General features: G+C 68.2%; 18 protein-coding genes. 4 read left to right on the top strand and 14 right to left on the bottom strand.

Features of this window, described 5'->3' with window-relative positions; genetic code table 11:
- Positions 1–8 precede the first annotated feature (8 nt).
- Both E0H50_RS21415 and E0H50_RS43045 read left to right on the top strand, forming a co-directional pair.
- Positions 9–1,472: an MFS transporter gene (locus tag E0H50_RS21415; protein WP_131291309.1), complete on the top strand. Its 1,464-nt coding sequence runs from the start codon at positions 9–11 to the stop codon at positions 1,470–1,472.
- Positions 1,469–1,633 (top strand): hypothetical protein, encoded by a 165-nt coding sequence (locus tag E0H50_RS43045; protein ID WP_165547239.1) that lies wholly within the window; start codon positions 1,469–1,471, stop codon positions 1,631–1,633. Before E0H50_RS21415 ends, E0H50_RS43045 begins: the two co-directional genes overlap by 4 nt.
- On the opposite strand, the gene E0H50_RS21410 is transcribed toward E0H50_RS43045, so the two are convergent.
- Positions 1,630–4,353 (bottom strand): glycoside hydrolase family 78 protein, encoded by a 2,724-nt coding sequence (locus E0H50_RS21410; protein ID WP_131291307.1) that lies wholly within the window; start codon positions 4,351–4,353, stop codon positions 1,630–1,632. The genes E0H50_RS43045 and E0H50_RS21410 overlap by 4 nt on opposite strands.
- On the bottom strand, positions 4,350–6,062 hold the full coding sequence (locus E0H50_RS21405; RefSeq protein ID WP_165547238.1) for a glycoside hydrolase family protein: 1,713 nt from the start codon (positions 6,060–6,062) through the stop codon (positions 4,350–4,352). The genes E0H50_RS21410 and E0H50_RS21405 overlap by 4 nt, the downstream gene beginning before the upstream one ends.
- Before the next feature lie 124 nt (positions 6,063–6,186).
- On the opposite strand from E0H50_RS21405, the gene E0H50_RS21400 reads away from it, so the two are divergent.
- Together E0H50_RS21400 and E0H50_RS21395 are read left to right on the top strand one after the other, a co-directional pair.
- Complete coding sequence (locus E0H50_RS21400; protein WP_202868258.1) at positions 6,187–7,470, top strand: RuBisCO large subunit C-terminal-like domain-containing protein; 1,284 nt, start codon at positions 6,187–6,189, stop codon at positions 7,468–7,470.
- Between the two features lie 2 nt (positions 7,471–7,472).
- Positions 7,473–8,705: a four-carbon acid sugar kinase family protein gene (locus E0H50_RS21395; RefSeq protein ID WP_131291301.1), complete on the top strand. Its 1,233-nt coding sequence runs from the start codon at positions 7,473–7,475 to the stop codon at positions 8,703–8,705.
- Here the strand turns inward: E0H50_RS21395 and E0H50_RS43040 are convergent.
- The 12 genes from E0H50_RS43040 to E0H50_RS21340 are packed head-to-tail and all read right to left on the bottom strand — an operon-like array spanning position 8,677 to position 25,583.
- A complete protein-coding gene (locus E0H50_RS43040; protein WP_165547237.1) occupies positions 8,677–9,816 on the bottom strand; it encodes a glycoside hydrolase family 28 protein in 1,140 nt (379 codons plus the stop codon). The two genes, E0H50_RS21395 and E0H50_RS43040, sit on opposite strands and share 29 nt — an antisense overlap.
- The gene (locus E0H50_RS43035; RefSeq protein ID WP_165547236.1) at positions 9,813–11,873 is read right to left on the bottom strand and encodes a hypothetical protein; all 2,061 of its coding nucleotides are present in this window, start codon (positions 11,871–11,873) and stop codon (positions 9,813–9,815) included. Before E0H50_RS43035 ends, E0H50_RS43040 begins: the two co-directional genes overlap by 4 nt.
- Positions 11,873–13,063 (bottom strand): DUF5605 domain-containing protein, encoded by a 1,191-nt coding sequence (locus E0H50_RS21385; protein WP_131291299.1) that lies wholly within the window; start codon positions 13,061–13,063, stop codon positions 11,873–11,875. Before E0H50_RS21385 ends, E0H50_RS43035 begins: the two co-directional genes overlap by 1 nt.
- Positions 13,060–14,457 (bottom strand): DUF5060 domain-containing protein, encoded by a 1,398-nt coding sequence (locus tag E0H50_RS21380; protein ID WP_131291297.1) that lies wholly within the window; start codon positions 14,455–14,457, stop codon positions 13,060–13,062. Before E0H50_RS21380 ends, E0H50_RS21385 begins: the two co-directional genes overlap by 4 nt.
- On the bottom strand, positions 14,454–15,521 hold the full coding sequence (locus E0H50_RS21375) for a sialidase family protein (protein WP_131291295.1): 1,068 nt from the start codon (positions 15,519–15,521) through the stop codon (positions 14,454–14,456). Before E0H50_RS21375 ends, E0H50_RS21380 begins: the two co-directional genes overlap by 4 nt.
- A gap of 4 nt (positions 15,522–15,525) precedes the next feature.
- The gene (locus tag E0H50_RS21370) at positions 15,526–17,028 is read right to left on the bottom strand and encodes an ABC transporter substrate-binding protein (RefSeq protein ID WP_131291293.1); all 1,503 of its coding nucleotides are present in this window, start codon (positions 17,026–17,028) and stop codon (positions 15,526–15,528) included.
- Positions 17,029–17,041: 13 nt separating this feature from the next.
- Positions 17,042–18,049 (bottom strand): ABC transporter ATP-binding protein, encoded by a 1,008-nt coding sequence (locus tag E0H50_RS21365; protein ID WP_131291291.1) that lies wholly within the window; start codon positions 18,047–18,049, stop codon positions 17,042–17,044.
- A complete protein-coding gene (locus E0H50_RS21360) occupies positions 18,046–19,023 on the bottom strand; it encodes an ABC transporter ATP-binding protein (protein WP_238151160.1) in 978 nt (325 codons plus the stop codon). The genes E0H50_RS21365 and E0H50_RS21360 overlap by 4 nt, the downstream gene beginning before the upstream one ends.
- 28 nt (positions 19,024–19,051) lie before the next feature.
- Positions 19,052–20,194 (bottom strand): ABC transporter permease, encoded by a 1,143-nt coding sequence (locus E0H50_RS21355; RefSeq protein ID WP_238151122.1) that lies wholly within the window; start codon positions 20,192–20,194, stop codon positions 19,052–19,054.
- Between the two features lie 6 nt (positions 20,195–20,200).
- Positions 20,201–21,199 (bottom strand): ABC transporter permease, encoded by a 999-nt coding sequence (locus tag E0H50_RS21350; protein WP_131291287.1) that lies wholly within the window; start codon positions 21,197–21,199, stop codon positions 20,201–20,203.
- Positions 21,199–23,169 (bottom strand): ABC transporter substrate-binding protein, encoded by a 1,971-nt coding sequence (locus E0H50_RS21345; RefSeq protein WP_165547235.1) that lies wholly within the window; start codon positions 23,167–23,169, stop codon positions 21,199–21,201. Before E0H50_RS21345 ends, E0H50_RS21350 begins: the two co-directional genes overlap by 1 nt.
- Before the next feature lie 32 nt (positions 23,170–23,201).
- A complete protein-coding gene (locus E0H50_RS21340; RefSeq protein WP_131291283.1) occupies positions 23,202–25,583 on the bottom strand; it encodes an Ig-like domain-containing protein in 2,382 nt (793 codons plus the stop codon).
- Positions 25,584–25,756: the final 173 nt, after the last annotated feature.

Genomic DNA, 25,756 nt, shown 5'->3' with positions numbered 1-25,756 from the left:
GGAGTGGGATGAGCAGCACCGACGACCGACGATGGCTGATGCTGCCGGTAGTCCTGGCCGCCTTCTTCATGTACGGCTTCGACGGCAATGTCGTGAACGTGACGATCCCGTCGCTCCAGGCGAACCTCGGCGCCGGTGAGGCGGCCCTGGAGCTGGTCGTGGGCGGCTACGTCTTCACGTACGCGGCCGGACTCGTGCTCGGCGGGCGCTTGGGCGATCTGTTCGGCTACCGGCGCATGTTCCTGCTCGGCATGACGAGCTTCACCGTCGCCTCCGTGCTGTGCGGCCTCGCGCAGAACCCCACCGAGCTGGTGATCTTCAGGATGCTGCAGGGCCTGACAGCGGCCGGCATGGTGCCGCAGGTGCTCGCGCTGATCACCGCCACGTTCGCGCCTGAGCAGCGCCCTCGCGCGCTCGCCTGGTTTGGCGTGACCGGCGGTCTGAGCGGCATTTGCGGCCAGGTCGTGGGCGGGCTGCTGCTGGTGTCCAACCTGTTCGGCTTGGGCTGGCGGGTGATCTTCTTCGTCAATGTTCCAGTCGGCGTCGTCGTCCTCGCCTTCGCATTGCGCCTGCTGCCCAGCACCACGTCGGGACGGCGGCCGAGCCTGGACGGCCTGGGCGTCCTCGGCATTTCCGGGTCTCTCGCGCTGGCGCTGGTGCCGCTGGTCCTGGGCCGCCAGACCGGCTGGCCGATATGGGCCTGGGCGATGCTCGTGGCATCGGTCCCGGCCATGACCGCCGCCCTGCTGTGGGAACGTCGCATAGCGCGGACCGGCGGACAGCCGCTGCTGGACCTGACGCTGTTCCGCAGCAAAGTCTTCAACGCTGGGCTTGCCATCAATGCGGCGTTCATGGCCTTCTTCACCAGCTACGTGTTCTGCCTCAGTCTGCTGTTGCAGTCTGGGCTCCAGTTCAGCGCACTGCATGCGGGCCTGATCTTCGCGCCCACCGCAGTTCTCGCGATGGTCGCCTCGCTGTCCGGTAAGGGCCTGGTCGCCAGGTACGGTCTGCGGGTGCTGACCATCGGCTCGCTGGTCACCGCGGTCAGCGTGCTGATCGCTGCGGTCGGCCTACAGGTCCAGGGCAGCGGGATCTCCCAGGCCGTGCTGCTGGTCTCCACCGCCCTGATGGGCATCGGCAACGGCCTCATCCTGCCGTCCCTGATCGGTGCTCCGATGGCCGGCGTCAAACCCGCCCAGGCTGGTATCGCCTCGGGCATGCTCTCCACCACGCAACAGTTCGCCAGCGTGACCGGCGTGGCCGCCCTGGGTGCCATCTTCTTCACCAAACTCGGCGACCACCCAGGCCCAGCCGCCTACGCTTCCGCCGCCGAACTGGCCGCTTGGCTAGCGCTCTGCATCATTCTCGCGATGACCGCCTTGGTCACGGTCCTGATCCGGACCGCGGCGGCGTCCGCGGCCGACGCGCAACGCGAAACGTCCTCCGGCGGCGCGGCCAGGACTTCAACGTGACACCAACGACGGACAACCCGGTGGTGATCGCCCGCGTCCCAAGGGACGCCGGCGACGACGGGAACTGGAACGTGAGCGCGTTCCGCTGGGGCTGTCTGGGCGCGTCGGCTGGACATGCGGCGCAGGTGGGGGTGGGTGGTGTGGTGCGTGGCGGTGGTTAGGCGGGGGTGGTGAAGTGGTAGGTGCCGGATGAGATTCGGCAGATGGTGGTGTCGGGGGTGGGGTCGAGGAGGGTGACGTCCTTCGACTGGGACAGGGGGTGGCCGGATTCCTTGGTGGCGTTGGGGTTTGTGGTGGGGATGTGGATGGTGGCGGTGGCGCCGGGTGGGATGGTGACGTCGAGGGTCAGGGTGCCGTCGGACTGTTGCCAGCGGGTGGTGACTCGGCCGGTCGGGGTGTCGTACGACGCCTCGGCCCAGTTCAGGCGGCCGCCGGGGCTGGGTTTGATGACGAGGTCCCGGAAGCCGACGGACTCGGGTGACTGGCTGATGCCGGCGACATCGCCGTACAGCCATTCGCCGACCGAGCCGAGTGAGTAGTGGTTGAACGAGTTCATCGCGACCGGCCCGAACCCGTTCTCCTCGGTCCACCCGTCCCAGCGCTCCCAGATCGTCGTCGCGCCGTGTTTGATCGAGTACCCCCACGAGGGGTACCGATCGTCGTGCAGCAGGTCGTACGCCAGCTCGGCGTACCCGTACTTCGTCAGGATCGGGCACAGCAGCGCGACTCCGGCGAACCCGGTCGTCAGCGATCGCCCGCGCAGCTCGAGATCCGCGACCAGATGCTTCACCGCCGCCTGCTCGGTCTGCTCCGGCAGCAACCCGAACGCCAACGGCAACAGGTACCCGGTCTGGGTCTCGCCGCGAACCTTGCCCTCGGCATCGACGAACTCCGCCACGAACGCCGCCGCGATCTTGTCCCGCAGTTCGCCGTACGCCGCTGCTTCGTCGGCCAGCCCCAGCACCTGGGCGGCTGCCGCCGTGAACTCCACGCTCCGTGCGAAGTACGCGGTCGCGAGAACGTCCCGATCGGTCTGTACGCCGACCTGCAGCCAGTCGCCGTAGTGACCGCTCGTCCGCTTCCGCCAGATCAGGTCAGGGTTGGCGCGGTGCACGTAGTCGACCCAGCGTCGCATCACCGGCCACGCGGTCCGCAGGACGCGCTCGTCGCCGTAGATCCGGTACAGGGTCCACGGCACGATCGTCGCCGCGTCCGCCCAGGCCGGTGTGCCGTGCCGGCCGGTGATGACGTGGGGAATCACATCGGGGATCGCGCCTTCGTCGGTCTGCGCGACCGCGAGATCCGCGAACCAGTTCTCGAAGAACGTCAGCACGTCGGCCTGGTACGCCGCGGTGGGCAGGAAGATCTGCGCGTCCGCCGTCCACCCGAGCCGCTCGTCGCGCTGCGGGCAGTCCGTCGGCACGCTGACGAAGTTGCCGCGCTGCCCCCACCGGATGTTGCTGAGCAGCTGGTTGACGCCCGGGTCCGAACACTCGAACCGCCCCGCGACCGGCGTGTCCGAATGCAGCGCCCGCCCGGTGACGTCCGCCGTGGTCAGCTCACCCGGGTAGCCGTCGACCTCGACGTACCGGAAGCCGTGCACGGTGAAGATCGGCTCGAAGAACTCCTCGCCCGCGCCGGCGCTGACGAAGTAGTCGGTGGCGTCGGCGGTGCGGAGGTTGGCCGTGTACAACTCGCCGTCCGCCTGCAGCATCTCGCCGTGCCGCAGCCGAATCCGGTCCCCGGCCTGGGCGCCGCGCACCCGCAGGCGCACGCGGCCGGCGAGGTTCTGCCCGAGGTCGACGATGAAACGTCCTGGCGCGAGCGCGGTGACCGCGGTCGCCGGCACGTCCTCGGTCACCCGCACCGGGTCCGTCGTCGCCGCGATGAGCGTCGACACGTCACCGCCGAGGTCACCAGCAGGCGCCCAGTCGCCGGCGTCGTACCCCGGGCTGGACCACGCGCCGAGCTCGTGCCTGGCGTCGTACGACTCGCCCATCAGCAGGTCGGCGAACCTGATCGGCCCGACGTGCTCCACCCAGCGGCCGTCAGTCGCGACCACGGTCCGCGAGCCGTCCGGGTGATCGACGACGAGTTGCGCGAGCAGCTGCGGTTTCTTGCCGTAGTGGTGCGCGTGGCTTCGCGTGTCCCATCCGACGTACCCGGACCACCAGCCCTCACCGAGGACGGCGCCGATCACGTTCTCGCCCTCGTGCAGCACGTCGGTCACGTCGTACGTCTGATAGGCGACGCGCTCCCGATAGTCCGTCCAGCCCGGCGTCAGCTCGTCGTTGCCGATCCGCTGACCGTTGGCGCTGAACTGATAGAGACCGTGAGCCGTCACGTAGACCCGCGCTCTGGTGACCGGCTGGGTCAGCTCGAACGAGCGCCGGTAATGGCGCGGCGGCGCGATGGTTGCCTGCCGCACCGTCCGCGGCTCCGCGCGGTCCACCGGCGGCTCGAAGTACGGATCGGTCTCGTAGTCGTGCTCGATCCAGTGCGCTTCCCACTCGTCCTGGTGGAAGAGGCCGGTCGCAAAGGTCGCCTCCGCTGACGACACCTCACCGGCTGCATCCCGCACCGAGAGCTGCCAAACATGGTCGGTCTGCGACGTCAGCGGAGCACCACCGTGGTCGACGTAGGTGGCCGACTCACTCCGCCATCCGCTGTCCCACACCTGTACGCCGTCACGCAGCATCTGCACCCGGAACGCGTCCTGTCGATCGCCGCGAGTCGGCGACGTCAGTCGCCAGCTCAGCCGCGGTCGCGCCGTACCGATCCCGAGCGGATCGACACGGTGCTCACAGCGCAGGTCGTACGCCGTCAGCCCTGACAGCTCTGCCGCACTCGGCAGCTCGGGCAGCACCCATTCAGTTTTCACCAGGACCACTCCGTCTCGGGTCGGTGGAGGTCGTACTCGCGGAGGCCGCCGGCGTGCTCCGGGCGGTCGCCGTACATCGGGCGGGACGTGCCGGGCGGGTCGATCGCGATGACGTCGTCGCCGCGCCAGGTGGTCCGGAACTCGTTGCCGGCCGCAAGCTCTGTGGTGGTCTGCTCGACCATCGGGAACGTCACCGTGATGCGCTCCCCCGGCTGCGGCTTCGGAATCGACAGGTACCCGTCCGGCGCCCAGATCCGCTCGGCGCCGGTCCACTCGTCGGCCCCACGCTGCAACCTCAGCCGCGCGTACCCAGCCCAGTCGGGGATGCGCACGCGGAGCTCGTCCATCGGCTCGTTGACGTGCAGCTCGACCTTGCCCTCGACCGGCAGGTGGCTGATGACGTCGACCGCGTGGTGGCCGCGCGTGAGCAGCAGGTTGACTCGGGTCACCCGGTGGTCACCGGTGACGATGCTGTTCCACGCCCAGAACAGTCCACGGACGCCAGAACCGACACAGCACGCCTGGACGTCATTGGTGTGGCCGCGCCCCAGCGGTACGTCGGACACGTAGTCGTTCGGAGCACCGTACCCGCAGAAGGCGCCGAGGACGCGCTCGCCCACGTCGACGTACGTCCGCCAACCGGGCTCGTCCTGCGAGCGGTCCGGTGCGGACTCCACCCAGCTGACGTCCTGCAGCTGCGACGCGGCCAGGTGGTTACGAACGAAGCGCTCGACGACCGCCCAGTACTCCGTGAGGCCGTTGCCCGCCAGCGTCGTCCCCAGGCCGATGAGGTCGACGAGTGAACAGGTCTCGTGCTCGTACTGTTGATCGGCAAGGTCACCAGGCGTCCAGCCGAACCGGGTCGCTTCGCCGAGCACCCAGTCGTAGCTGCGACGCACGAACTGGGTCAGCCCGTGGTCACCGGTGTGCCGCGCCAGCCGGGCCAGTCCCTCCAGTGTCCCGACTCGCGTGTGGAAGTGACCGCTGCGGTACGCACGGGCCGGGTTGAAGCTCCCGTCGGCGTTGAAGACACCGCTCTTCTCGACGATCAGCCGGGCGAACCACTCGCACAGCTCCAGTGCGTCGGTGTTACCGGTCGCCTGGTGGTAGCGCAGCAGCGGCATGATCAGGCGGCCGGAGAACGAGGCGGGGTCGGGCGCGAGGTGCAGGTCGATCGCGTTCGACGACGGCCAGCCGGCTGTCGTGTACTCCGATGCCGGGTAGAACCAGACGTCGCGCTCCTTGATCGCGATCCGTTTCAGCGCGGCCACCTGGCGGTCCGCGGCACGCTGGGCCTGTGGATCGTCGGCGGCGACCACCGCGGTCGTCATGGCGAGCAGCGTGGCGCGCTGGTCGATCAGGTTGGCATTCGGCAGCCAGTGGCCTTTGGGGTGCGTCTGGCGGTAGGTGAGGCCGTCGTCGGCGAGCAGTGCGAACAGCCGCTGCCGGTAGCGGTCGGCGATCGTGTCCCAGCGCGGGTCCCAGTCCTTGCCGCCGGTCATCTGGCGGGTCAGCAGGATCGCGTCGGTGAGCCGTCCGTGACTGGAGCCGTAGTCCCAGTCTCCGTGGTCCATGCGGGCAGGACGGGCCAGCAGGTTCGCACTGAAGAACGGGATGCCGTCCAGGTCGTCGTCGGCCAGGCCGGTCACCGCGTTCATCGCCAGCGCGGCCCGGTCCTCGAGCAGCAGGGTCGCAGGGATCGTCGCCATGAGGTAAACCTTTGCCTCCTCCGACTGCGAAGTCAACCGGCTATCCACAGGCTGGCCGATCCGCCTTGTTTTCTTGAGGTTTACTGGCGGAGACTTGTCGGACCCCGAGCAAAGGAGAGTTCCGGTGACAACATCCTCAGAGGTCGTCGCGACGTACCTGGTCGAGACGTACCTCCCGCTCGAGCAGGCCGCCGAAGCCATCGCCGGTGAGCAGTCGACAGGCACCTTCACGGCCGTCGCCCGGGAGACCCCCGAGCTCCGCGAACGGTTCGCCGCTCGCGTCCTCTCGGTCGAACAACTCCCGCCCACCGGCAACGCCGATCTCCCCGGCAGCACCCACGACGCCTCGCGGGGTGCCGGGAAGCGGAGCGCTCGGGTGCGGATCGCGTTCGGCCTCGACAATTTCGGGCCGTCGCTGCCCAACCTGCTCGCCGCGGTGGCCGGCAACTTGTTCGAGCTGCGGCAACTCGCCGGCATCCGGCTCCTCGACCTCGACCTCCCGGCGCCGTTCGCCGAGCGTTACCCCGGTCCGCAGTACGGCGTTCGCGGCACTCGCGAGCTGCTCGACCGGCCGGACGGCGTCCTGCTCGGCACGATCGTGAAACCGAGTATCGGGCTGCCTCCCGACGAGCTTCGTCTCGTCGTACGCGAGCTCGCCGAGGCGGGGATCGACTTCATCAAGGACGACGAACTGATGGGCAGTCCGCCGCATTCGCCACTCGCCGAGCGGGTCGCGGTCGTCACCGAAGAGCTCGGCAAAGTCGCCGCCCGCACCGGCCGGCGCCCCATGTACGCGTTCAACATCACCGACGACCTCGACCGGATGGCCGCCAACCACGACCTGGTCCACGCGGCCGGCGGCACCTGCGTGATGGTGTGTGTGAACCTCGTCGGCTTCAGCGCGCTCGCCTGGCTGCGGGCGCGGTGCGTCCTGCCGATCCACGGTCATCGCGCGATGACCGGTGTGTACACCCGTGCGCCGCAGCTCGGCATCGACTACGTCGCCTGGTCCAAACTCGCCCGCCTGGCCGGGGCGGATCACCTGCATACCAACGGGCTGTCCAACAAGTTCTACGAGACCGATGAGGAGGTGCTGCGGTCCATTACCGCCGTACGTACGCCGCTCCTGGGCGGGTACGAAACGCTGCCGGTGTTGTCGTCCGGACAGACGCCTGGGCTGGCCCCGGAGACCTACCGGCGCACCAACACCACTGATCTCCTCGTTCTCGCCGGCGGCGGCATCCACGGCCACCCGAGCGGCCCAAGCGCGGGCGTGACGGCAATGCGAGCCGCCTGGTCCGCAGCAACCTCCGGCACAACCCTGGACGCAGCTGCTGCGCAAGTCCCCGCACTACAAGAAGCGCTGGACAGGTTCGGCTCACCGTACGCCGGCACGCCCGGGGAGTAGGCATGGTTGAGGCGGCGTTTTACGGGGACGACTTCACGGGGTCGACGGATGCGATGGTGCAGTTTGCGCGGGTTGGGTTGCGGGCGGTGTTGCTCGTGACGTTGCTGTCGGCATCTGAGTTGCGGGAGCTGGCCGTGCGGTACGACGTGATCGGGGTCGCGGGGATCGCACGGTCGCTGCCGCCGGACGAGCAGGAGGTCGAGGTCCGACCGGTGCTGGAGGCGTTGCGGGAGCTTGGGCCGCGGGTGCTGCAGTACAAGGTCTGTTCGACCGCGGACTCCTCCCCTACCCGCGGAAGTATCGGACGAGCGCTGGAGATCGGTCGTGAGGTCTGCGGGCCGGCGGTTGTCCCGATTCTCGTCGCGCAACCGGAGCTCGGTCGGTACACAGTCTTCAGCCACCACTTCGCCGCCGAAGCCGGCACCATCCACCGCCTCGATCGCCAACCCACCATGTCCACCCACCCCTCCACCCCCATGCACGAGTCCGATCTCCGCCGGCACCTCTCGCACCAAACCTCCCTCCCCCTGGCTGCCGTCCACCTGACCAGCTACCCCGACGCCACGGTTATGCCCGGTGGGGTTGGTGCGGTGGTGCTGGATGCGTTGACGGATGAGGATCTGCGGACGCTCGGGGGTGTGATTCTGCGGGACGGGTCCGCGGGTGAGGTGCGGTTTGCGATTGGGTCGGGTGGGCTGTCCCGGGCGTTGGGGCTGGCGCTTCGGCCGGAGGGTGAGGTTGTCGGCTCGGGTACGTCGGGTGCCGGTGGTCCGGTGCTGGTCGTGTCTGGTAGTCAGTCGCCGCGCACGGCCGAGCAGATCGAACATGCCCGCCTCGCCGGGTGGACGGTGCTACCGCTCGCCGACGAGGTGGCGGAGCGGGTGGTGGCTGCGTTTTCGGCGGGTGTTGGTGGCGTCGTCGTGCACACGAATGAGGTCGCGCCTGCGAAGCTTGGGTGGGTGCCGGGGGCGTTGGCCGAGGTAGTTCGGATGGCGGCGGGGGTCGGCGTACGGCGAGTTGTTGTTGCTGGTGGGGATACGTCGGGGCAGGTGTTGCGGCAGCTTGACGTAGGTGCGCTCGAGCTTGCGGGTGGTCCGGCGCCGATCTCGCCGGGGGTGCATCGGTGTCGGGCTGCTTCGGCGGTGCCGGGGGTTGACGGTCTGGAGGTGTTGCTGAAGCCGGGGCAGTTGGGCGGCGTCGAGCTGTTCACGGAGTTTCAGAGGTGGTCAGGGTGAAGGATTCGACCGGTGCCTGGGGAGTGTCGTGGATCTCGACGGTTCGGGGCGCTGAGCGTACGGCGAGGTTGGTGACGGTGACGTCGCGGACGACGGGCGCGTGGCCGCCGAACTGCTCCGGTTCCGCGTGCCGGGTGGTGATCAGGATCGCGGAGGTCGTGACCGCGTCGACGACGACGTTCTCGACGGTGACGTGCTCGATCACGCCGCCGCGCGAGGAGTTCGTCTTGATCCGCAGCGCGTAGTCGACTCCCGATCCGCCCGCGGGCGGGGTGATGTGGAGGTCCCGGGCGTGGATGCCGGATGCTCCGGCGGAGGCTTCGCTGCCGATGGTCAGGGCGCCGTGGCCGGCGGCGAAGCGGCAGGACTCGATCAGGATGTTGCGGGACGGGCGGCCGACGCGGCGGCCGTCGGCGTCGCGGCCGGACTTGATCGCGATGCAGTCGTCGCCGGTGGTGAACGAGCAGCCGGTGATGACGACGTTCTCGCAGGAGTCGGGGTTGCAGCCGTCGTTGTTCGGGCCGAGGGAGTCGACGGTGATCCCGCGGACGAGGACGTCGGTGCAGAACACCGGGTGCACCACCCACATCGGGGCGTTGACGATGCGGACGTCTTCGATGCGTACGCGACGGGAGGTGTGCGGCTGGATGAAGCTCGGGCGGAAGCCGTGACCGGGTTCGAAGATGCGGTCCTCGACGGGTACGTCGGCCTCGACCATGCGGAGGAGACGTTCCCAGTCGGTGCGTGGGCGGGTGCTGCTCCACCAGTTGTCCGTACTTGCGCCGCCGTCGAGGGTGCCGGTGCCGGTGATCGCGAGGTCTGCTTCGTCGTATGCGTAGATCAGCGGTGAGTGGCTGAAGCACTCGATGCCTTGCCAGCGGGTGCGGACGATCGGGTACGCCGCCGGGTCGGTGCGGAACCGGAGCGTCGCACCGGCCGACAGGTGCAGTTCGACGTTGCTTCGCAGCCGAATCGGCCCGGTGACGAACACACCATCAGGCACAACCACCCGCCCGCCGGTCACCGCACACGCGTCAATCGCCCTCTCAATCGCAGCTGTCCACTCCACACCAGCACGCTCGACGTAGTCCGTGATCAGGTAGTCGGTCATTGGAGCTGTTGGGTGCGTAGGGCGTTGGCGAGGGGGACGGCTATGACCCAGCTGGGGTTCCAGGTGTTGGTGTGTCCTCGGCGTTGCCAGTGCGTCTGGAAGACGGCTTCGCCTTGTTCGCCAGGCAAGGGGAAGTTCCAGTCGTTCGGAGCGGTCGCGACACCTTGGGTGAGGGCTTGGAGGGTGGTGCGGGCAGCCTTCACATAGGCGGGGCGATTCGTGGTCAGACCGAAGGACAGGAGCTCGTACGTCGGGAAGAAGGTGTCGAGGTGGTGGTTCTGGACGCTGACGGTCGGCCACCCGATCGCGTTGAACCCGGCGACGTGCAGCGGTGAGTCCTCGTCCTGCTCCGGGGACCAGACGTACACCCAGGTCAGGAGCCAATCGGCAGCTACTTCGCACCAAGTCGCGTAGAGCGGGTCGCCGGTGCGGCGGAAGAGCTCGTAGGCGGCCATGAAGTAGTACATGCCGGCTTCTTTGTCCTCGCAGGCCGCGTCCAGCGTGGAGCGAGAGAACGGGCGGTCGAAGGTACGCGCGTGCTGGTCGTGATACCGGGACAGCCAGATGGTTGCGTCCGACAACAGCTCGGCAGAGGCGAGCACCGACGACGCCTTGAGAGCAGCCAGTACGCACGGGATGCCCGCTGCGGACACCGTCGTCGCGGCCGGCGTACCGTCGAGTCGCCATCCCACCGGAAAGGTCCCGTCAGCCAACTGGGCGGTGCCGCGGAGGAAGATCATCGCTTCTTCGAGGGCGTTGAGCCAGGACGGCGGGACGGGTTCGTCGTGGTCACGGAAGAGCGTGATGACGTCGGCCAGGTCGCTGATCGTCTCGCCGTACGCTCGGCTGGAGACCATCGGCCGGTTGCCGGCGCGGAAGCTGGTCCAACGCCGCGTGCTGACCTGGTACGCGTTATGACGCAGCCCAGGCGTCGGCGTCGGGCTGCCGGCCAGGTAGAACTCGACGGCCGCACGGCAGCGGTCGATGCGCAGCCGGTCCCGGGTGTTGAACCCGATCTGCGCGTCACACCAGGCGAGCTTCAGCGCCTGACCGGTCCAGCCGTACAGGAAGTGCCGGGGCTTGCGCGGCCCGTTGCCGGGGATGTCGCTGAACTTGGTGTACCCGGCCACGGTCCCGGACTGGTACCACCGGTTGTCCAAGGCAACCGTCTTCAAGCTGATCAGCTCGTCCAGCGCCAGGCCGCGCGCGCCGGCGGCGGTGAAGAGCGTGCGGGCACTCTCGACAAGGTTCCGGAACGCGTGCCCGCGGAGTTCCTGCGGTCCCCAGTCCAGGACCAGGTGCTGGGTGTAGACCTCACCGGGCCGCAGCGTCAGGTACCCGTCCTCGGTCGTCTCGGTCTCGGCCTTGCTGACGTAGCGGACGTCCTGCTTGCCGTCGAACATCAGTACGCCGCTGAGCGCCGCGATCACCGGCCCGTCCTGCCGGATCGTGCCGAGCGAACCGTATCGGACCTGCCCGTCGCCAGAACGCCGTGCTTGTGGGCGCGAGAAGACGGACAGCCAACGGCGTTCGCGGCCGTCACGCCATTCGAGGTTGACGCCGGGGATCGGCAGCCGGTCCTCCTCGGCGACGAAGCCGCCGCCGGGGGTCGGGCCGATGCGCGGTACGGCGCGGGCCGGGTCGGCGGACGGGTTGTCGTTGTAGATCAGGCCGGGGACGGTGAGCTGGCTGTCCTTCACCCGGCCGAGGTCGAGCAGCAGTCCGACAGCGAGGTCGGCGACGCGCTGCTTGCTGGTGTTGCGCCAGCGGAGTTCGACGCCCAGCCGGTCGCCGTCGTCGAACGCCAATCGCACCTCGACCGCGAGCGGTCCGGTCCGGCAGCCCGCCCGGTGCTCCCCTGGCCGCCGCGAGATCCACCACCCGTCGGGAGACGTCAGTGGGCTGGGCTGCCAGGGGCGACCGGCCGAGCAGGTGAGGAGATCGCCGAGCGGGCGTTCCAGGTAGAGCGGACCGTCGGCCAGACCGAGCTCCAGCACCACACCGTCTGGGGTGCGACGCAACGAGGCCTGGCGCGACCCGGACGTGAGCGCGGGCATCAGGAGGTCCGGCGGATCTGAATGGCCTGGTACTGCGTGCCGGGCAGCCGAACCGTCAACGTGCCGGCACCGGTGACGCTCTCGCGGGTACGGCGTGCCGAGTGGTTCCAGACGTCCAGTACGTCGACGTCATACTCGCCCTCGGGCAAGGAGAACGTGCGGTCCGGGAACTGGTGTTCGCCGAGGTACTGGAGGTAGTACGAGCCAGGCACCGCGAGCGTCGGAGCGTCACGGTAGTCGTCGATCGGCTCTACACCGTCAGGCAGCTCGTCCAGTACCTCCCGCAGCAGCCGCAACCGTTGCGCGACGACACCGGTGGGCCGGCTGCCTCCGTCCGACCAGGGCACCACGCTCGCCGACGACGGGTCGACGTACCACTCGCCGTGCGTCACGTAGGCCCCGCGCACCGTGCCTTCCCAGATGCGGGTCAGCATCTCTTCCGGGCGGAGGCTCGTGTCCGGGGTTGTGCCGTTGCCTTCGTGGCCGCAGGCGTCGACGAAGACCGGCTTGGCGTAGTCGCGGCGCAAGACCGATACACCGCGGAGATTCTCGAGGCGGACGCTCAGGTGTGTCAGCCAGGGCGGTCCCGGGTCGGTTGCCTCATGCATCGAGATCAGGTGGTGGCTGGGGTCGAGCTCGGCGATCAGCTCAGCGAGCCGCCGCACGTCAGAGGCTGCCGTGTCGGGCTCAGGCGACAAGCACCAGTTGACGTTGCGGTACGCCGCCAGGCGGTTCACCGCGTCGCGGACGACGGCCTCGTCCATCGGCAGGAGCACGTCGGCGACGATGTCGACAGCCAGCAAGTCGCGGACCTGTTGCTCGGTGGCCTCCGCCATCCGAATGCGGACCCGGTTGAACGGCGAGGCCGCGAGCGCCGCGCGGGCGGCGGCCCACTGCTGCGGATCGCCGAACCAGGCGGTCGTGAGTGGGTGGTACGTCGTTCCGTCCGCCCAGCGCAGTGTGGTGCCGGAGCGACGGACGGGACCACGCGAGGTCGCGGGCGTGCACTCCAGATTCCCGCCATCGTACGACCAGATGCCTTCCAGGTCGGGGCTGTAGCGGACGATCCACTCGTCACCCGACTGAAACGGTTCGGCGTACGCGGTGGCGCCGGACGTGTGGCGGAACAGCACGCCGCCGGGACCCGGCACAGGTAGTTCGAGCACGTCCCAGCGTGCTACTGACGTCATCGGGTCCCTCTCAGGGCGAGGTACGGGGTGGCGGGCAGTGGGATGTGGCTCGGGCCGGAGTACTCGGCCAGCGGGGTGATGGTCATCGCCCGCGTGTCGATCAGGTCGAAGTGGAACGGCGAGCCGTCCGGCAGGTCCAGCTCGACAGCGGACGGCTGACGGTCGCCGAGGTAGTGCAGGACGCAGCGGTCCGCGTCGACCTCACCGTCGGACTGCCGCGGCAGTCCGGCGAACACGGCCCGGAGGAAGTCGATCCGCTCCGGACTGTCGCCGTACAGCCGGCCACCGATCGAGATCCACGCGCGGGTCTCCCGGTCGACGAACGACTCTCCGTGCCCGACGTACCCGCCGAGCGCCATGCCCTGCCAGAACCGGTGCACCATCTCGTCCGCGGTCAGGTTCCCCCAGCGGCGGCCGGCGTTTCCCTCGTACCCGATCTCGTCGATGACGACCGGTTTCGGGCAGTCGCGCCAGGAGGCGACCTCGGCGCCGTCCCAGTGCTGCACGCTCTGGTGGGTGATCCACGGCTTGCCGAAGTCGTACGGCGTGAAGACCTCGTACATCTTGGTTCCGTTGTGGATCGACCGCAGCCGCTGGTACGGGTCGTACCGCTGCACCAACTGCAGCAGCCGATCCCAGTCCGCGATCGTCTTCTCGTGGTTGAAGTCGTACTCGTTCGACAGCGACCACCACACATTCCGGTACGCCGCCAGCCGCGCGACGACGTACCGCAGATACGCCGCGTCCTGCGCCGGGCTCATCCGGTCGAAGCCCCACACGCCGCGGTCGTACGGGTGGAACAGGATCAGGTCCGCCTGGATCCCGAGCGCGAGGAGGTCGGCGACGCGGGACTCGAAGTGCCGGAAGAACTCCGGGTCGTACCGCTCGACGTCGACGGAGCCCGGCGTGTTGCCCGCGAACGGGGTGCGCTCGGGGCGCATCCCGTCCGTGGGCAGCAGGCACATGCGGACCTTGTCGAACGGTGCCGAGCGCAACGATTCCAGGGTCAGCTCCTGGAGCTCCTTGGTCTCGTACGTCCAGTGGTAGCAGGTCGTGCCGACGCAGTCGTAGCGGGTGCCGTCGGTGTAGGAGAAGTGGTGCTTGCCGAGTACGTCGACCGGCCCGTGGTTCCCGGGCCCCGGCGGGGAGCACACGAAGGTCCCGCACTGGCCGTCGAGCTCAGGTGCGGAGCTCGACGTGATGTACGACCACTCCCCCTCGCGGTCCGGAGAGAACCGCGCGCGATAGACACCGTCGCCGTCGTAAAAACCGTCGACGGTGACCATCCGGTTCCGGAACTGGTAGCTGACCTGGAACTCGACATCCGCGAACGGGTTGCCCTCGGAGGGTCCAGTCAGGGTGAGCTCGTGCAAGCCCCACTTCTCGATACTCATGGCAATCGGTCTCCTGCCTGGATCCACTCGGGCGCCAGGGTCACGTGCTTGATGGTCTTGCGCAGGTACGAGTACGCGACGTGCAACTGCCCGTCCCGCGTCTGCAGCAACGTCGGGTACGAGTAGCCGAACTCGTTGTCGCGGTACTCCTCGTCCTGCACCTGCAGGTTCCGCCAGTACGGCCAGGTGGCGCCGTCGTCCTCGGACAGCGCCAGCGTCAGCGGGGTCCGCAGGGTCTTCCGGCGTACGCCGCCCTTCCCGTCGTCGACCCAGCGGAACTGGTCGCGCTCCGCCGACGAGTCGTTGAACACCAGGACGAGTCGGCCGTCGGCCAGCCGGAGCACCTGGACCGCCGAGTTGTTGTTCGGCAGCGCGGTGCGCTCCGGTGAGGTCCAGGTGCGGCCGTTGTCCTTCGACACCGACCGGTGGATGCGGTCGGCGGCGCGGCTGCGGAAGTACCCGACGAGTTCGCCGGGCGACAGTTCGACGACGCTCATCTGTACCTGGCCGACCGCGTCCGGCAGTTCCACCGTCGACCACGTCTCGCCGCGGTCGGTGCTGAGCTTCAGGACCGTCCGCTCGGCCGTCTTGTCACAGTCGTACGCCGGCAGCAGCCAGTCGCCGTTGCTCAGCACGAGCACCGGGTTGCGGATGAACGAACCGAGGTGGTCGAACAGCACCTCGGACCGTTCCCAGGTCAGTCCGCCGTCGTGCGACACCCGGCGGATCACGCGCGAGGTCGACTGATCATGCGGCTCGTTCGACGTGTGCAGCAACCAAACGTCATCGTCCGGAGTAACGAACAACAGCGGGTTCTGTTCGGAGCGCTGGGCGTCGGAGGACAGCTGCACCGGCTCGGTCCAGGTGTCCGATCCGGCCGGGAGGCGGGACAGGACGATGTTGGTGTCCGGCTCGCCCTCGCCCGGGCCGTTGAACCAGGCGCACAACAGGTCACCGGCACCGGTCTCGACGAGCGTCGCGGCGTGGCTGTCGCCCGGATGAATGGTGGGCAGGAGGGCCGCACCCTCGCGGATGCGGCCGTCGAACCTGGGGTCGTTCACCATGCCATCACCACGTCAGCCCGCGGGCGACCTGCGCCTTGATGTAGTCGGGAATGTCCTGCGTCTCGGTGACCAGCAGCGACGAGTCGACGTCCATGCCGTCCTTGAGCACGTGCTGCCGGAACACCTTGTACAGCGGGATGTCCCAGTACTCGGTGTTCTGGTAGTTCTTGATCACCGCGTTCTCGCCCCAGTACACAGCCGACGTGTCGATGGCTGCCAGCTCCGGGATCGACGTACCGAACGCGTTCACGACGGCGTCCGTCTTCAGCACCGCCTTCATGCCGTACGACGAGATGCGGGTCTGCATCTCCTCCGACACCAGGTACTTGACCACGTCGAGCGCCTGGGCCTGAAGCTTCGACTGCGGCGGGATGAACGCCGCGCGGGTGTCCGGCTGGTAGATCGTCTTCGAGCCGCGGGACAGCACCGGCATCGAGGTGACGCCGATCTTCACGCTCTTCGCCCACTCGGCGAACTGCGCGGCGTCGTCCTCCTCGATGTAGTAGGAGCTGAGCGCGTACGCGTTCAGCTTCGACAGGTTGTTCACGGCCATCGCGAGGTGGCCGGGGAAGCTCATGTCGCCCTTGAAGAAGTCGTCCACCGTGGTGAAGTTGTTCCGCGGGATCATCAGGAACCGGTGCAGGTTGTTCGCGACCGACTTCCACTCCGGGCTCGTCAGGTTGACCTTCACGTCCTCGGGCGCCGGCTGCTCGCTCGAACCGGGCACGAACGGGTAGAGCCCGAGCTGGTTCATCGCGAGGTAGTTGTCCGGGTGCTGCATGTAGCCCTTGTAGTGGTCGATCCCGACCTGCTGCGTGAGCTTCTGGGCCAGCTTGTAGACGTCGTCGTACGTCGACCCGACGCCCGGGTACCGCACACCGAACTTGTCGAAGATCTTCTTGTTGTAGAACAGCAGGCTCTCGTCGATCCACAGCGGGACGCCGTACAGGCCGCCGTCGGAGCGGGACTTGATCTGCTCGACCGAGCCGACGTTCAGCTTGGTGAGGTCGATGCCGGCGCCCTGGATCAGCGACGTGATGTCCTGCGTCCAGCCGAGCGGCTCGAGGTCCCGGTCGATCCGCAGCCGCGGGTCCTCCAGGATCAGGTCCGGCACCCGGCCGGCCTTCGCGATGTCCTCGTACCGGATCGGGTAGTCCCAGGTCGCGTACTTCACCTTGATGTTCGGGAACTTGGCCCGGATCGCGTCGCCGAACACGGCATCGAAGTACCGGTGCGCCTCCCGGCCGTCGTCGTTGCCGCCGAGCTCGAACGGCTTGAAGTTGGCGGCGAACACGAACAGCTCGTCGTCGGCGACCGAGAACGGCACGTTGTACTTGTTCGGAATGTCCACGACACCGGCCGCGGACTGCGCGGCGGCGCGCGGGATCGCACTCGTCGAACTGGCGGCCGCGGGAGCCGTTTGCAGTGCGCCGCCGAACGCGGCCAGTCCACCGATCAGTGCACCGTTGCGTAACAGTCCACGGCGGGACATGTTTCCTTCGGACATGAGAAGACCTCTCTTACGGGGCGGTGGTGGCCGTGAGGACACCCTTCAGATCCAGCTGCTCGGCCAGGTGGCACGCGACTTTGCGGCCCCCGATCTCGCGCAACTGCGGGACTTCGGTCGCACACCGGGCTTCGGCGTACCCGCACCGGGGATGGAACGGGCAGCCGGCCGGCACCTTGGACGGATCCGCGATCTCGCCGAGCAGCTTGATCCGCTCGCGTTGCCCGCGGGAGGCGGGGTCGGGATCCGGTACGGCGCTCAGCAGCGCCTCGGTGTACGGGTGCAGGGGCTTGGAGTAGAGCTCTTCGGTCGAGGCGCTCTCGACGAGCTTGCCGACGTACATCACCGCGACGTCGTCGGCGACGTGCTCGACGATGCCGAGGTCGTGGGACACGAACAGGTAGGTGAGGCCGGACTCCTCCTGCAGATCGCGCAGCAGGTTGAGGATCTGGGCCCGGACCGAGACGTCGAGCGCGCTGACCGCCTCGTCCGCGACCACCAGCCGCGGCTCGGTGGCGAGCGCCCGCGCGATCACGACGCGCTGCCGCTCGCCGCCGCTGAACGCGTGCGGGTAGCGGTGCGCGTACTCCGCCCGCAGCCCGACGCGCCGCAGCAACGCGGCGACCTTGTCGTCGATCTCGTCGCGCGAACCCGACTCCTGGACCCGCAGCGGTTCGGCGATGATGTCGCGCAGCGTTTTACGCGGGTCGAGCGACGAGTGCGGGTCCTGGAAGATCAGCCGGACCTGCGCGCGGTACGGCTTCAGCTGCTTCTCGCTGAGCGGCGCCAGGTCGACGCCGTCGAACATGATGCTGCCCGACGTCGGCTCGTACGCGCGGACGATGCACCGGCCGAGGGTCGTCTTGCCGCAGCCCGACTCACCCACCAGACCGAGCGTCCGGCCGGCCTTGATCGACAGGTCGACACCGTCGACCGCCTTCACGAAGCCGCGGTTCCGCCCGAGAAACCCGCCGTGCAGCGGGAAGTGCATGGTCAGTCCGCGCGTCTCCAGCAACGTCATGACTTCTCCTCGCCGTACAGCAGACAGGCGACGTCGATCTCGTCGCTGCGGACCCTCGTGGGCACGGTCACGTCGCACTTGCCCGCCATGAACGCGTCACACCGCGGGTGGAAGCGACATCCGGTCGGACGCTCGTACGGCGGCGGCACAGTCCCCCGTACGGCGACCAGCCGGTCCTGCCCCCGCGCACCGAGCCTCGGCACCGAGCGCACAAGTGCTTGTGTATAAGGGTGTTTGGGATGACTCAGTACGGCGGATGCGGGCCCCTGCTCGACGACTTCGCCGAGGTACATCACCGCGACTTCGTCGGCGACCTGCGCCGCGACCCCGAGGTCGTGGGTGATCAGCATGATCGCCATCCCGAACTCCTGCTGGAGATCCTGCAGCAGGTCCAGGATCTGCGCCTGCGTGGTGACGTCGAGCGCGGTCGTCGGCTCGTCCGCGATCAGCAGCCGCGGGCGGCAGGACAGCGCCATCGCGATCATGGCGCGTTGCCGCATACCGCCACTGAACTGGAACGGGTACGAGTCGACGCGGCGCTGCGGGTCCGGGATACCGACCCGGCCGAGCATCTCGATCGCGCGTTCCCGGGCGGCCTGCTTGCCGACGTTCTCGTGCAGCCGGACCGCCTCGATGATCTGGTCACCGATCGTGTGCACCAGGCTGAGCGAGGCCATCGGCTCCTGGAACACCATCGCGATATCGGCCCAGCGGACCTGGCGCAGCCGCTTGTCCTTGGCGGCCAGCAGGTCGAGAGGCTCCCCGTCGGAGTCGGGGTGGAGCAGGATCTCGCCGCCGACGATCCTGGCCGGCTTCTCCACCAGCCGCAGGATCGAGCGCGCGGTGACGCTCTTGCCGCACCCGGACTCGCCGACCACGGCCAGCGTGCGGCCGCGCGGCACCGACAGGCTGACGCCGTCGACCGCCTTCACGACACCGTCGCCGAGCTCGAAGTGAGTCCTCAACGAGCGCACTTCCAACAAAGGTTGCATCAAAGAGTCCTCACTTGTACGGATCCGCGGCGTCGCGGAGACCGTCGCCGACGAAGTTCATGGCGAGTACGACGACCACGACCGCGAGGCCCGGGGTGAGCAGCCACGGGGCGGTGGCGACCGCGCGGATGTTCTGCGCGCCCTCGAGCAGCACACCCCAACTGACCGCGGGCGGCTGCAGACCGAGGCCGAGGAACGACAGGCTGGTCTCGGCCAGGATCATCCGCGGTACCGCCATCGAGATCGACGCGATGATGTGGCTGGCGAACGACGGCACCATGTGGCCGAAGATGATCCCGGTCCGGCTGACGCCGTCGAGCCGGGCCGCCATCACGAAGTCCTCCTCGCGCAGGCTGAGGAACCGGCCGCGGACGTCCCGCGCCAGTCCGGTCCAGCCGATCAGCGACAGGATCACCGTGATCGCGAAGTACCGCGTCAACGGACCCCAGCTGCCGGGCAAAGCCGCCGACAGCGCCATCCACAGCGGCAGGGTCGGCACCGACATGATGAACTCGATGATCCGCTGGATGATGTTGTCGACCCGGCCGCCCACATAGCCGGAGATGCCGCCGATCAGCATGCCGAGCACGAAGCTCGCGAAGACGCCGACCAGACCGATCGACAGCGAGACCCGGGCGCCGTGGATCAGCCGGGACAGCAGGTCCCGGCCGGACTGGTCGGCGCCGACCAGGAAGAACGCCTCGCCGGCCTTCGCCGGCCCGATCAGGTGGATGTTCGACTTGATCGGGCCCAGGATCGAGTACTCGTCGCCGCGGACGAACCACCCGATGTCGACGATCTTCGACTTGTCGACGGTGAACGTCTGCTCGAACGTCTCCTGGTTGCGCGTCGACGAGTACCCGTACACGAACATCCCGTGCTCGGCCGAGACGTGCACCCGCTGCGGCGGGGCGTACGGCAGCTCGGTGTGCGCGGTGTCGGCGCTGGCCGGCGCGAAGAACCCGGCGAAGACCGCCATGAAGTAGATCGGGATCAGCACGATCAACCCGATCAGCGCCAGCCGGTGCCGGCGGAACTGCCGCCACATCAGCCGCCACTGCGGCAGCGCGCCGTGGTCGCGCAGGCTCTTCACCACCTCCTCCTGGGCCTCGTGCTGAGTACCGGTGGCCATCACCTCGGTCTGCTGGACCATGCGGATCTATCCCTTCTGGAACCGGGTGCGGATCCGCGGATCCCACCAGGCCAGTGCGAGGTCGCTGAGCATCGTGCCGATCACCGTCAGCGTGCTGAGGATCAGCACGAAGCTGCCGACCAGGTACATGTCCTGGCTCTTCACCGCGCCGAGCAGCAGCGGGCCGCTGGTCGGCAGGCTCATCACAACCGACACGATCGTCTCGCCGCTGATCAGGCCGGGCAGCAGCCAGCCGACGGTGCTGAAGAACGGGCTGAGCGACATCCGGACCGGGTACTTGAGCAGCAGCTTCCACTCCGGCAGGCCCTTCGCCCGGGCGGTCGCGACGTACGGCTTGTGCAGCTCGTCGAGCAGGTTCGCCCGGGTGATCCGGATCAGCCCGGCCGTCCCCGCGACCCCGACCACCACGATCGGGATCCACAGATGCGAGATCAGGTCGAGCAGCTTGCCCAGGTTCCAGGCCGCGTCGGCGTACTCGGGTGAGAACAGTCCGCCGACGCTCTGGCCGAAGTACCGGAACCCGATGTACATCATCACCAGCGCGAGCATGAACTCCGGGACGGCCATCCCGATGAAGCCGAGGAACGAGGCGAGGTAGTCGCCGCCGGAGTACTGCCGCAGCGCGCTGTAGATGCCGATCGGGAACGCGATCGACCAGACGAACAGCAGACTGGCGATCGACAGCACCATCGAGAGCAGCACCCGGTTGCCGATCAGGCTGGCCACCGACTGGTTCCAGGCGAACGACTGCCCGAGGTCACCGTGCAGTACGACGCCCTTGATCCAGGTGAGGTACTGCACGATGAACGGCTTGTCGAGCCCGTAGTGCCGCTTCAGCTCGGCGATCTGCGAGTCCGGGATGTCCTGGCCGCGGGCCTCCGCGTTCGCGATCACCGTGGTGGTGTAGTCGCCCGGCGGCAGTTTGATGACCACGAAGGTGACGAACGAGATCGCCGCCAGCGTGATGACCATCCAGACCAGCCGCCGGGCCACGAACCGCAGCATTACTGACCGATCGCGAACTGCTCGGGGTGGACGATGCCCGGGGCGACCGACTCGCTCATCTTGTCCGGCACGTTGTGGAAGTCGTTCTTGACGACGCCGTACGTGTTCGGCACCGAGCTGACGCCGATGTAGTAGAACTGGTCGGCGGCGATCTGCAGGATCTGCTTGCCGAGGTCGAGCGTCTTCGCCGGGTCCGGCTCCTGCCGCGCCTGGGTGAACAGCTCCATCTGCTTCTGTATTTCGGCCGGCGGCTTCACGCCTTCCTCGCCCTCCGACTGGTACCACTGCGCCCAGCCGATGCCGTAGCGCGCGCTGCCGTCGTTGGTCGGCACCCAGTAGTGGTCGCCACCGGTACCGGTCGGCAGCACGAACGTGCCGCAGGTCCAGGTCCCGGCGTCGTGGTCGTTCGCCTTGACCCGTTCCTTGTAGAGGTCCTCGCTGACCGCCTGGGTGCGCAGCTCGATCCCGACCGCGGCCCAGCGCTTCTTGATGAACTCGATCGCCTCGACGTGGTCCGGGAACGACTCGCTGACCAGGACGGCGACCGAGACCGGCTTGCCGTCCGCGCCGAGCCGCTTGCCGGCCGGTGACTTCTTCGTCAGCCCGGCCGCGTCCAGGTGCTGGTTCGCCTTCGCGGCGTCGAACTCCAGGAACTGCGTGGCCAGCTGCTCGTTGTAGTACGGCGAGTCCTTCGGCGGCGCGCCCTGCCAGGGCTCACCCTGACCGGCGTAGACCGCGTCGATGACCTCCTTGCGGTTGATCGCGTGCGAGAGACCGGCCCGGAACTCCTTGTTCGCGAACAGCGCCCGCTTGACCGGGTCCTTGTGCGTCATGTTGAGGCCGAGGACCATCGTGTTGGTCAGCTGGGTCGGCACCTCGAAGATCTTGTAGCCGGCCTTCTCCCGGTTCTGCGCGACGACCGGCTTGTTCTGCGGCGTCCCGAAGTTCCGGTACTGCATGCCGAACTCGCCGTTCATCACCTTGAGCAGCTCGACCTGGGCGTCCTGCACGACCTCGACGCGGCAGTTGTCGATGTACGGCAGCTGGCGGCCGGCGTCGTCGACCTTCCAGTAGTACGGGTTCCGGGTCAGGGTGACCGCGGAGCCCTTGCCGAGCGGCGTGGTCACCTTCCACGGCGCCAGCGTCGGCTGCTCCGGGTTGGTCCACGGGTTCTGCTTCTGCGCGAACAGGTCGGTCCAGCTGCCGACGCCGGCCTTCTTCGCCAGCGCGTTCGCGGACTTGTTGTACTTCAGGTGGAACTGCTGGAAGTAGTGCTTCGGCAGCAGCATCCCGTAGGCGCCTTCACGCTCGAAGATGCCGTCGGCGATCTGGACCAGCAGTGACGGCTGCGGCGAGCTGTAGGTCATCTTGATGGTGCGCGCGTCGACCTTCTCGACCTTCGCGATCTTGCCGGTGTCCGGCGAGGTGAACGCGTCGTACAGCCCGTCCGGGTGCAGACCCTCGTCGCACTGCACCTCGAGGATCGTGAAGATCAGGTCGTCCGCCGTACACGGCTTCCCGTCGGACCACTTCAGGCCGTCGCGGAGCGTGAAGGTGTAGACCTTGCTCTCGGCATCGACCGTGTACTCGCAGGTGTTCGCCTCGATCTCGTCGTACCCGGGCTTGCCGACCTTGTCGGGCTTCCAGCGCAGCAGCGGCTCGTAGCGCATCGCGTACCACAGCCACTGGGTGTCCTCCTGGGTCAGCATCGCCGACCGCCAGGTTCCGCCGTACATCGCCTTGCCCGCGAGCGGCTTGATCACCGGCGGGTTCTTCGGCAACCGGTCCGCCAGCGGGGGCAGGGAGCCCTTGTCCACCAGGGCTTTCAGCATCGGCGATTCCTTCTCGCCGGCCGCGGCGGCCTGGGCACCGGAGCCGGCCGGCTTGGTGTCGAAGAAGCCGCAGCCGGGGATCGTTGCCACGGCCAGGAGGCCGAGGCCGCCCTGCAGCAGCTTGCGCCGGTCGATCATGCGTTCTGACCTTTTTGACATGGTCTTCTACCTCACTGCTGCTCGAGCGTGATGTTGCTGAACTGCGCGGTCCCGTAGTCGATGAGACCGTTGTCGTCCAGGCGGCCGCCGTCGATGGCGAAACCGATGTAGAAGGTCCGGCTCGGCATGACGAGCTTCTCGTAGCCGAAGCGGTCCCACTTGACTTGATCCGTCGAGATGAACGCCTCGAACTCGACGTCGCCGAACTGCTGCGGGCGCTCGCGCCGGAGCAGCCGCAGCCAGTACACCTTCGTCGGGTCCAGGTAGCTGTCGTCCCACGGCCACGGGCCGACACTCGGCACCGATCCGTCGGTCTGCAGCCGGATCGCCTGTGCCTTCATGCCGCCGTCGTCGGTGGCGGTCGGCGCAGCGCTCGCATTGTCGTTGACCGTTCCGTACCCACCGGCGACACCGAAGCCGATCCCGCCGTACATGAACGGCGCGGCCGGGTCCAGCGAGTCGCGGATCATCAGGCCCGCGGTGAGTCCGTTGGCGATCTTGCTGATCTTGTCCAGGCGCGCGGTGATCTGCGCGACCCCTCCCACCTGGAGCTTGCGGTAGACGTAGTGGAAGTTGCTGGTCCGCCCGTAGATCCGGCCGGAGCCCTTGATCGTCAGCACCCCGCCGTCCAGGCTGCCCGAGCCGGGCACCGGCGGCTTCCCGACCGCGGCCGACGTCCAGCCGGTCGTACCGTTCTGCTTGTTGACGTGCACTTGGACCGCGATCGACTGGGTCGCCGTACCGTTCTTGTCGGTGGCCCGCGCGGTGATCCAGTAGGAGCCGTCGGCAACGTTCTTCCACTGCACCTGGTACGGCGCCTGGGTCGCGACGCCGATCACCTGGTCACCGGCGAAGAACTCGACCTTGGCGAGCTGACCGCCCTTCGCGGCGGACGCGTCGGCCTTGATCGTCACGGTCGGCGCGGTGCGGCCGGCGAACGTCGTGTTCTGCGCCGGGCTGGTGATCCGCACGGCCGGGTTCCCGACCGGGTCCGGGACCAGCGAGTTGAGGTAGTTCTCCAGGTAGGTGTAGCCGTTCGGAGCGATCTTCTGCGCGTCGGACGGGTCGTTGGGGTCGAGGCCGTTGGCCTGCTCCCACCAGTCCGGGATGCCGTCGTGGTCGGAGTCCACCGGCGCCTCGGTCTGGACGAGCTCCGGGTAGCCGCCGACCTGCTTCTGCGAGTTGATCAGCCGGCCGGTGCCGGTGCGGGCCTCCTCGACGACGCGGGCGTCGGCGGCGTCACGCTTCGGCAGGATCGCACCGGCCCCGGCGAGCACCGCGTCGTACGCCTTGCTCGCCGTCTGCAGGTCGCCGCGGCCCGGGATCGGCTGCGGTTCGGCCAGCTCGACGATGCCGCCGATCGGGTACCGGATGCCGCGGCGGTTGTGCGCGGTGACGTCCGGGTGGCCGTCGACCTGGTTGCCGGCGATGTACCACTGGCCGCCGCGGTTCGCGCTCACCACGACCGGTGCGACCTCGTCGAGCGTGGTCGGGCCCGGCTTGTAGAAGTTGTTCATGATGTTGATGCCGTTGGCCCACTCACCGCCGTACACCGAGGTGTACCCGTGGTCGTAGATCACGTTGTTGTAGTGGTCGACCTCGAGGGTGATGCCCTCCGTGTAGCCGAAGCGCGGTTGCCGTCCGCCCTGGTGGGCGACCAGGTTGTGGTGGTACGTGTTCCGCTCACCACCCCAGATCCCGCCGTACCCGTGCCGGTTCTTCGGGTGCGCCGACAGCGCGAGGCCCTCGGACACGATGCACCACTGGACGGTGACGTCGAAGTTCCCGTACGGCGAGAGGCACTCGTCGACCGCCCAGCTGAACGAGCAGTGGTCGATGATCAGGTTGCGGATCTCCGGGCTGACCGAGCCGGGCACGTTGGTGTTGAAGGCGTCGTCGGCGACCGCGTTCTCGTCACCGAGCCGGAACCGCAGGTAGCGCATCACGATGTCGTGCGCGCCGCCGGCGATGTTGGTGCCGTAGCCCGCCACGCAGATCCCGCCACCAGGCGCGGTCTGTCCGGCGATCGTCAGGTTGCTGCCGGCGATCTTCAGGCCCGACTGCAGCTGGATCGTGCCGGAGACCCGGAACACGATGGTCCGGTCGGAGCCGGAGACCGCGTCCCGGAACGAGCCGGGTCCGGAATCGGCCAGCGTGGTCACCTCGTACACCGAGCCGCCGCGGCCGCCCTTGGACCACTTGCCGGCGCCCTCGGCCCCGGGGAAGGCGGGTAGCCGGTCGTCGTTCACGCTCGCGCCGGCAGCGGTCTGGGTGGTCTTGGCGCTCGCGGTCGGCGTGATCCCCAGCGACGCGACACCGATGGCGGCCGCTGTGGTTCCGACGAATCCACGCCGGGACCAGCCCGGGGATTCGCCTGGAGGAGTTTCGGTCATCGTCCATGCCTCGCAATCGGTGCGGTGGGCGGCTGCTGAACTGCGCAGTCTGAATATCTAGTCACGTCCGAATGGAACGACCGGCCCTCATGGTCATGGAGGTTACGAGCCGATGTCAAGAGCGTGACACCGACAAACCGCAATCGTTTGCACTCAGTGATTTTCGTGGCCGC

Origin of the sequence: Kribbella sindirgiensis (genome assembly GCF_004331435.1) — a bacterium.
Lineage (GTDB): Bacteria > Actinomycetota > Actinomycetes > Propionibacteriales > Kribbellaceae > Kribbella > Kribbella sindirgiensis.
This window is presented reverse-complemented; position numbering and strand designations above follow the sequence as displayed.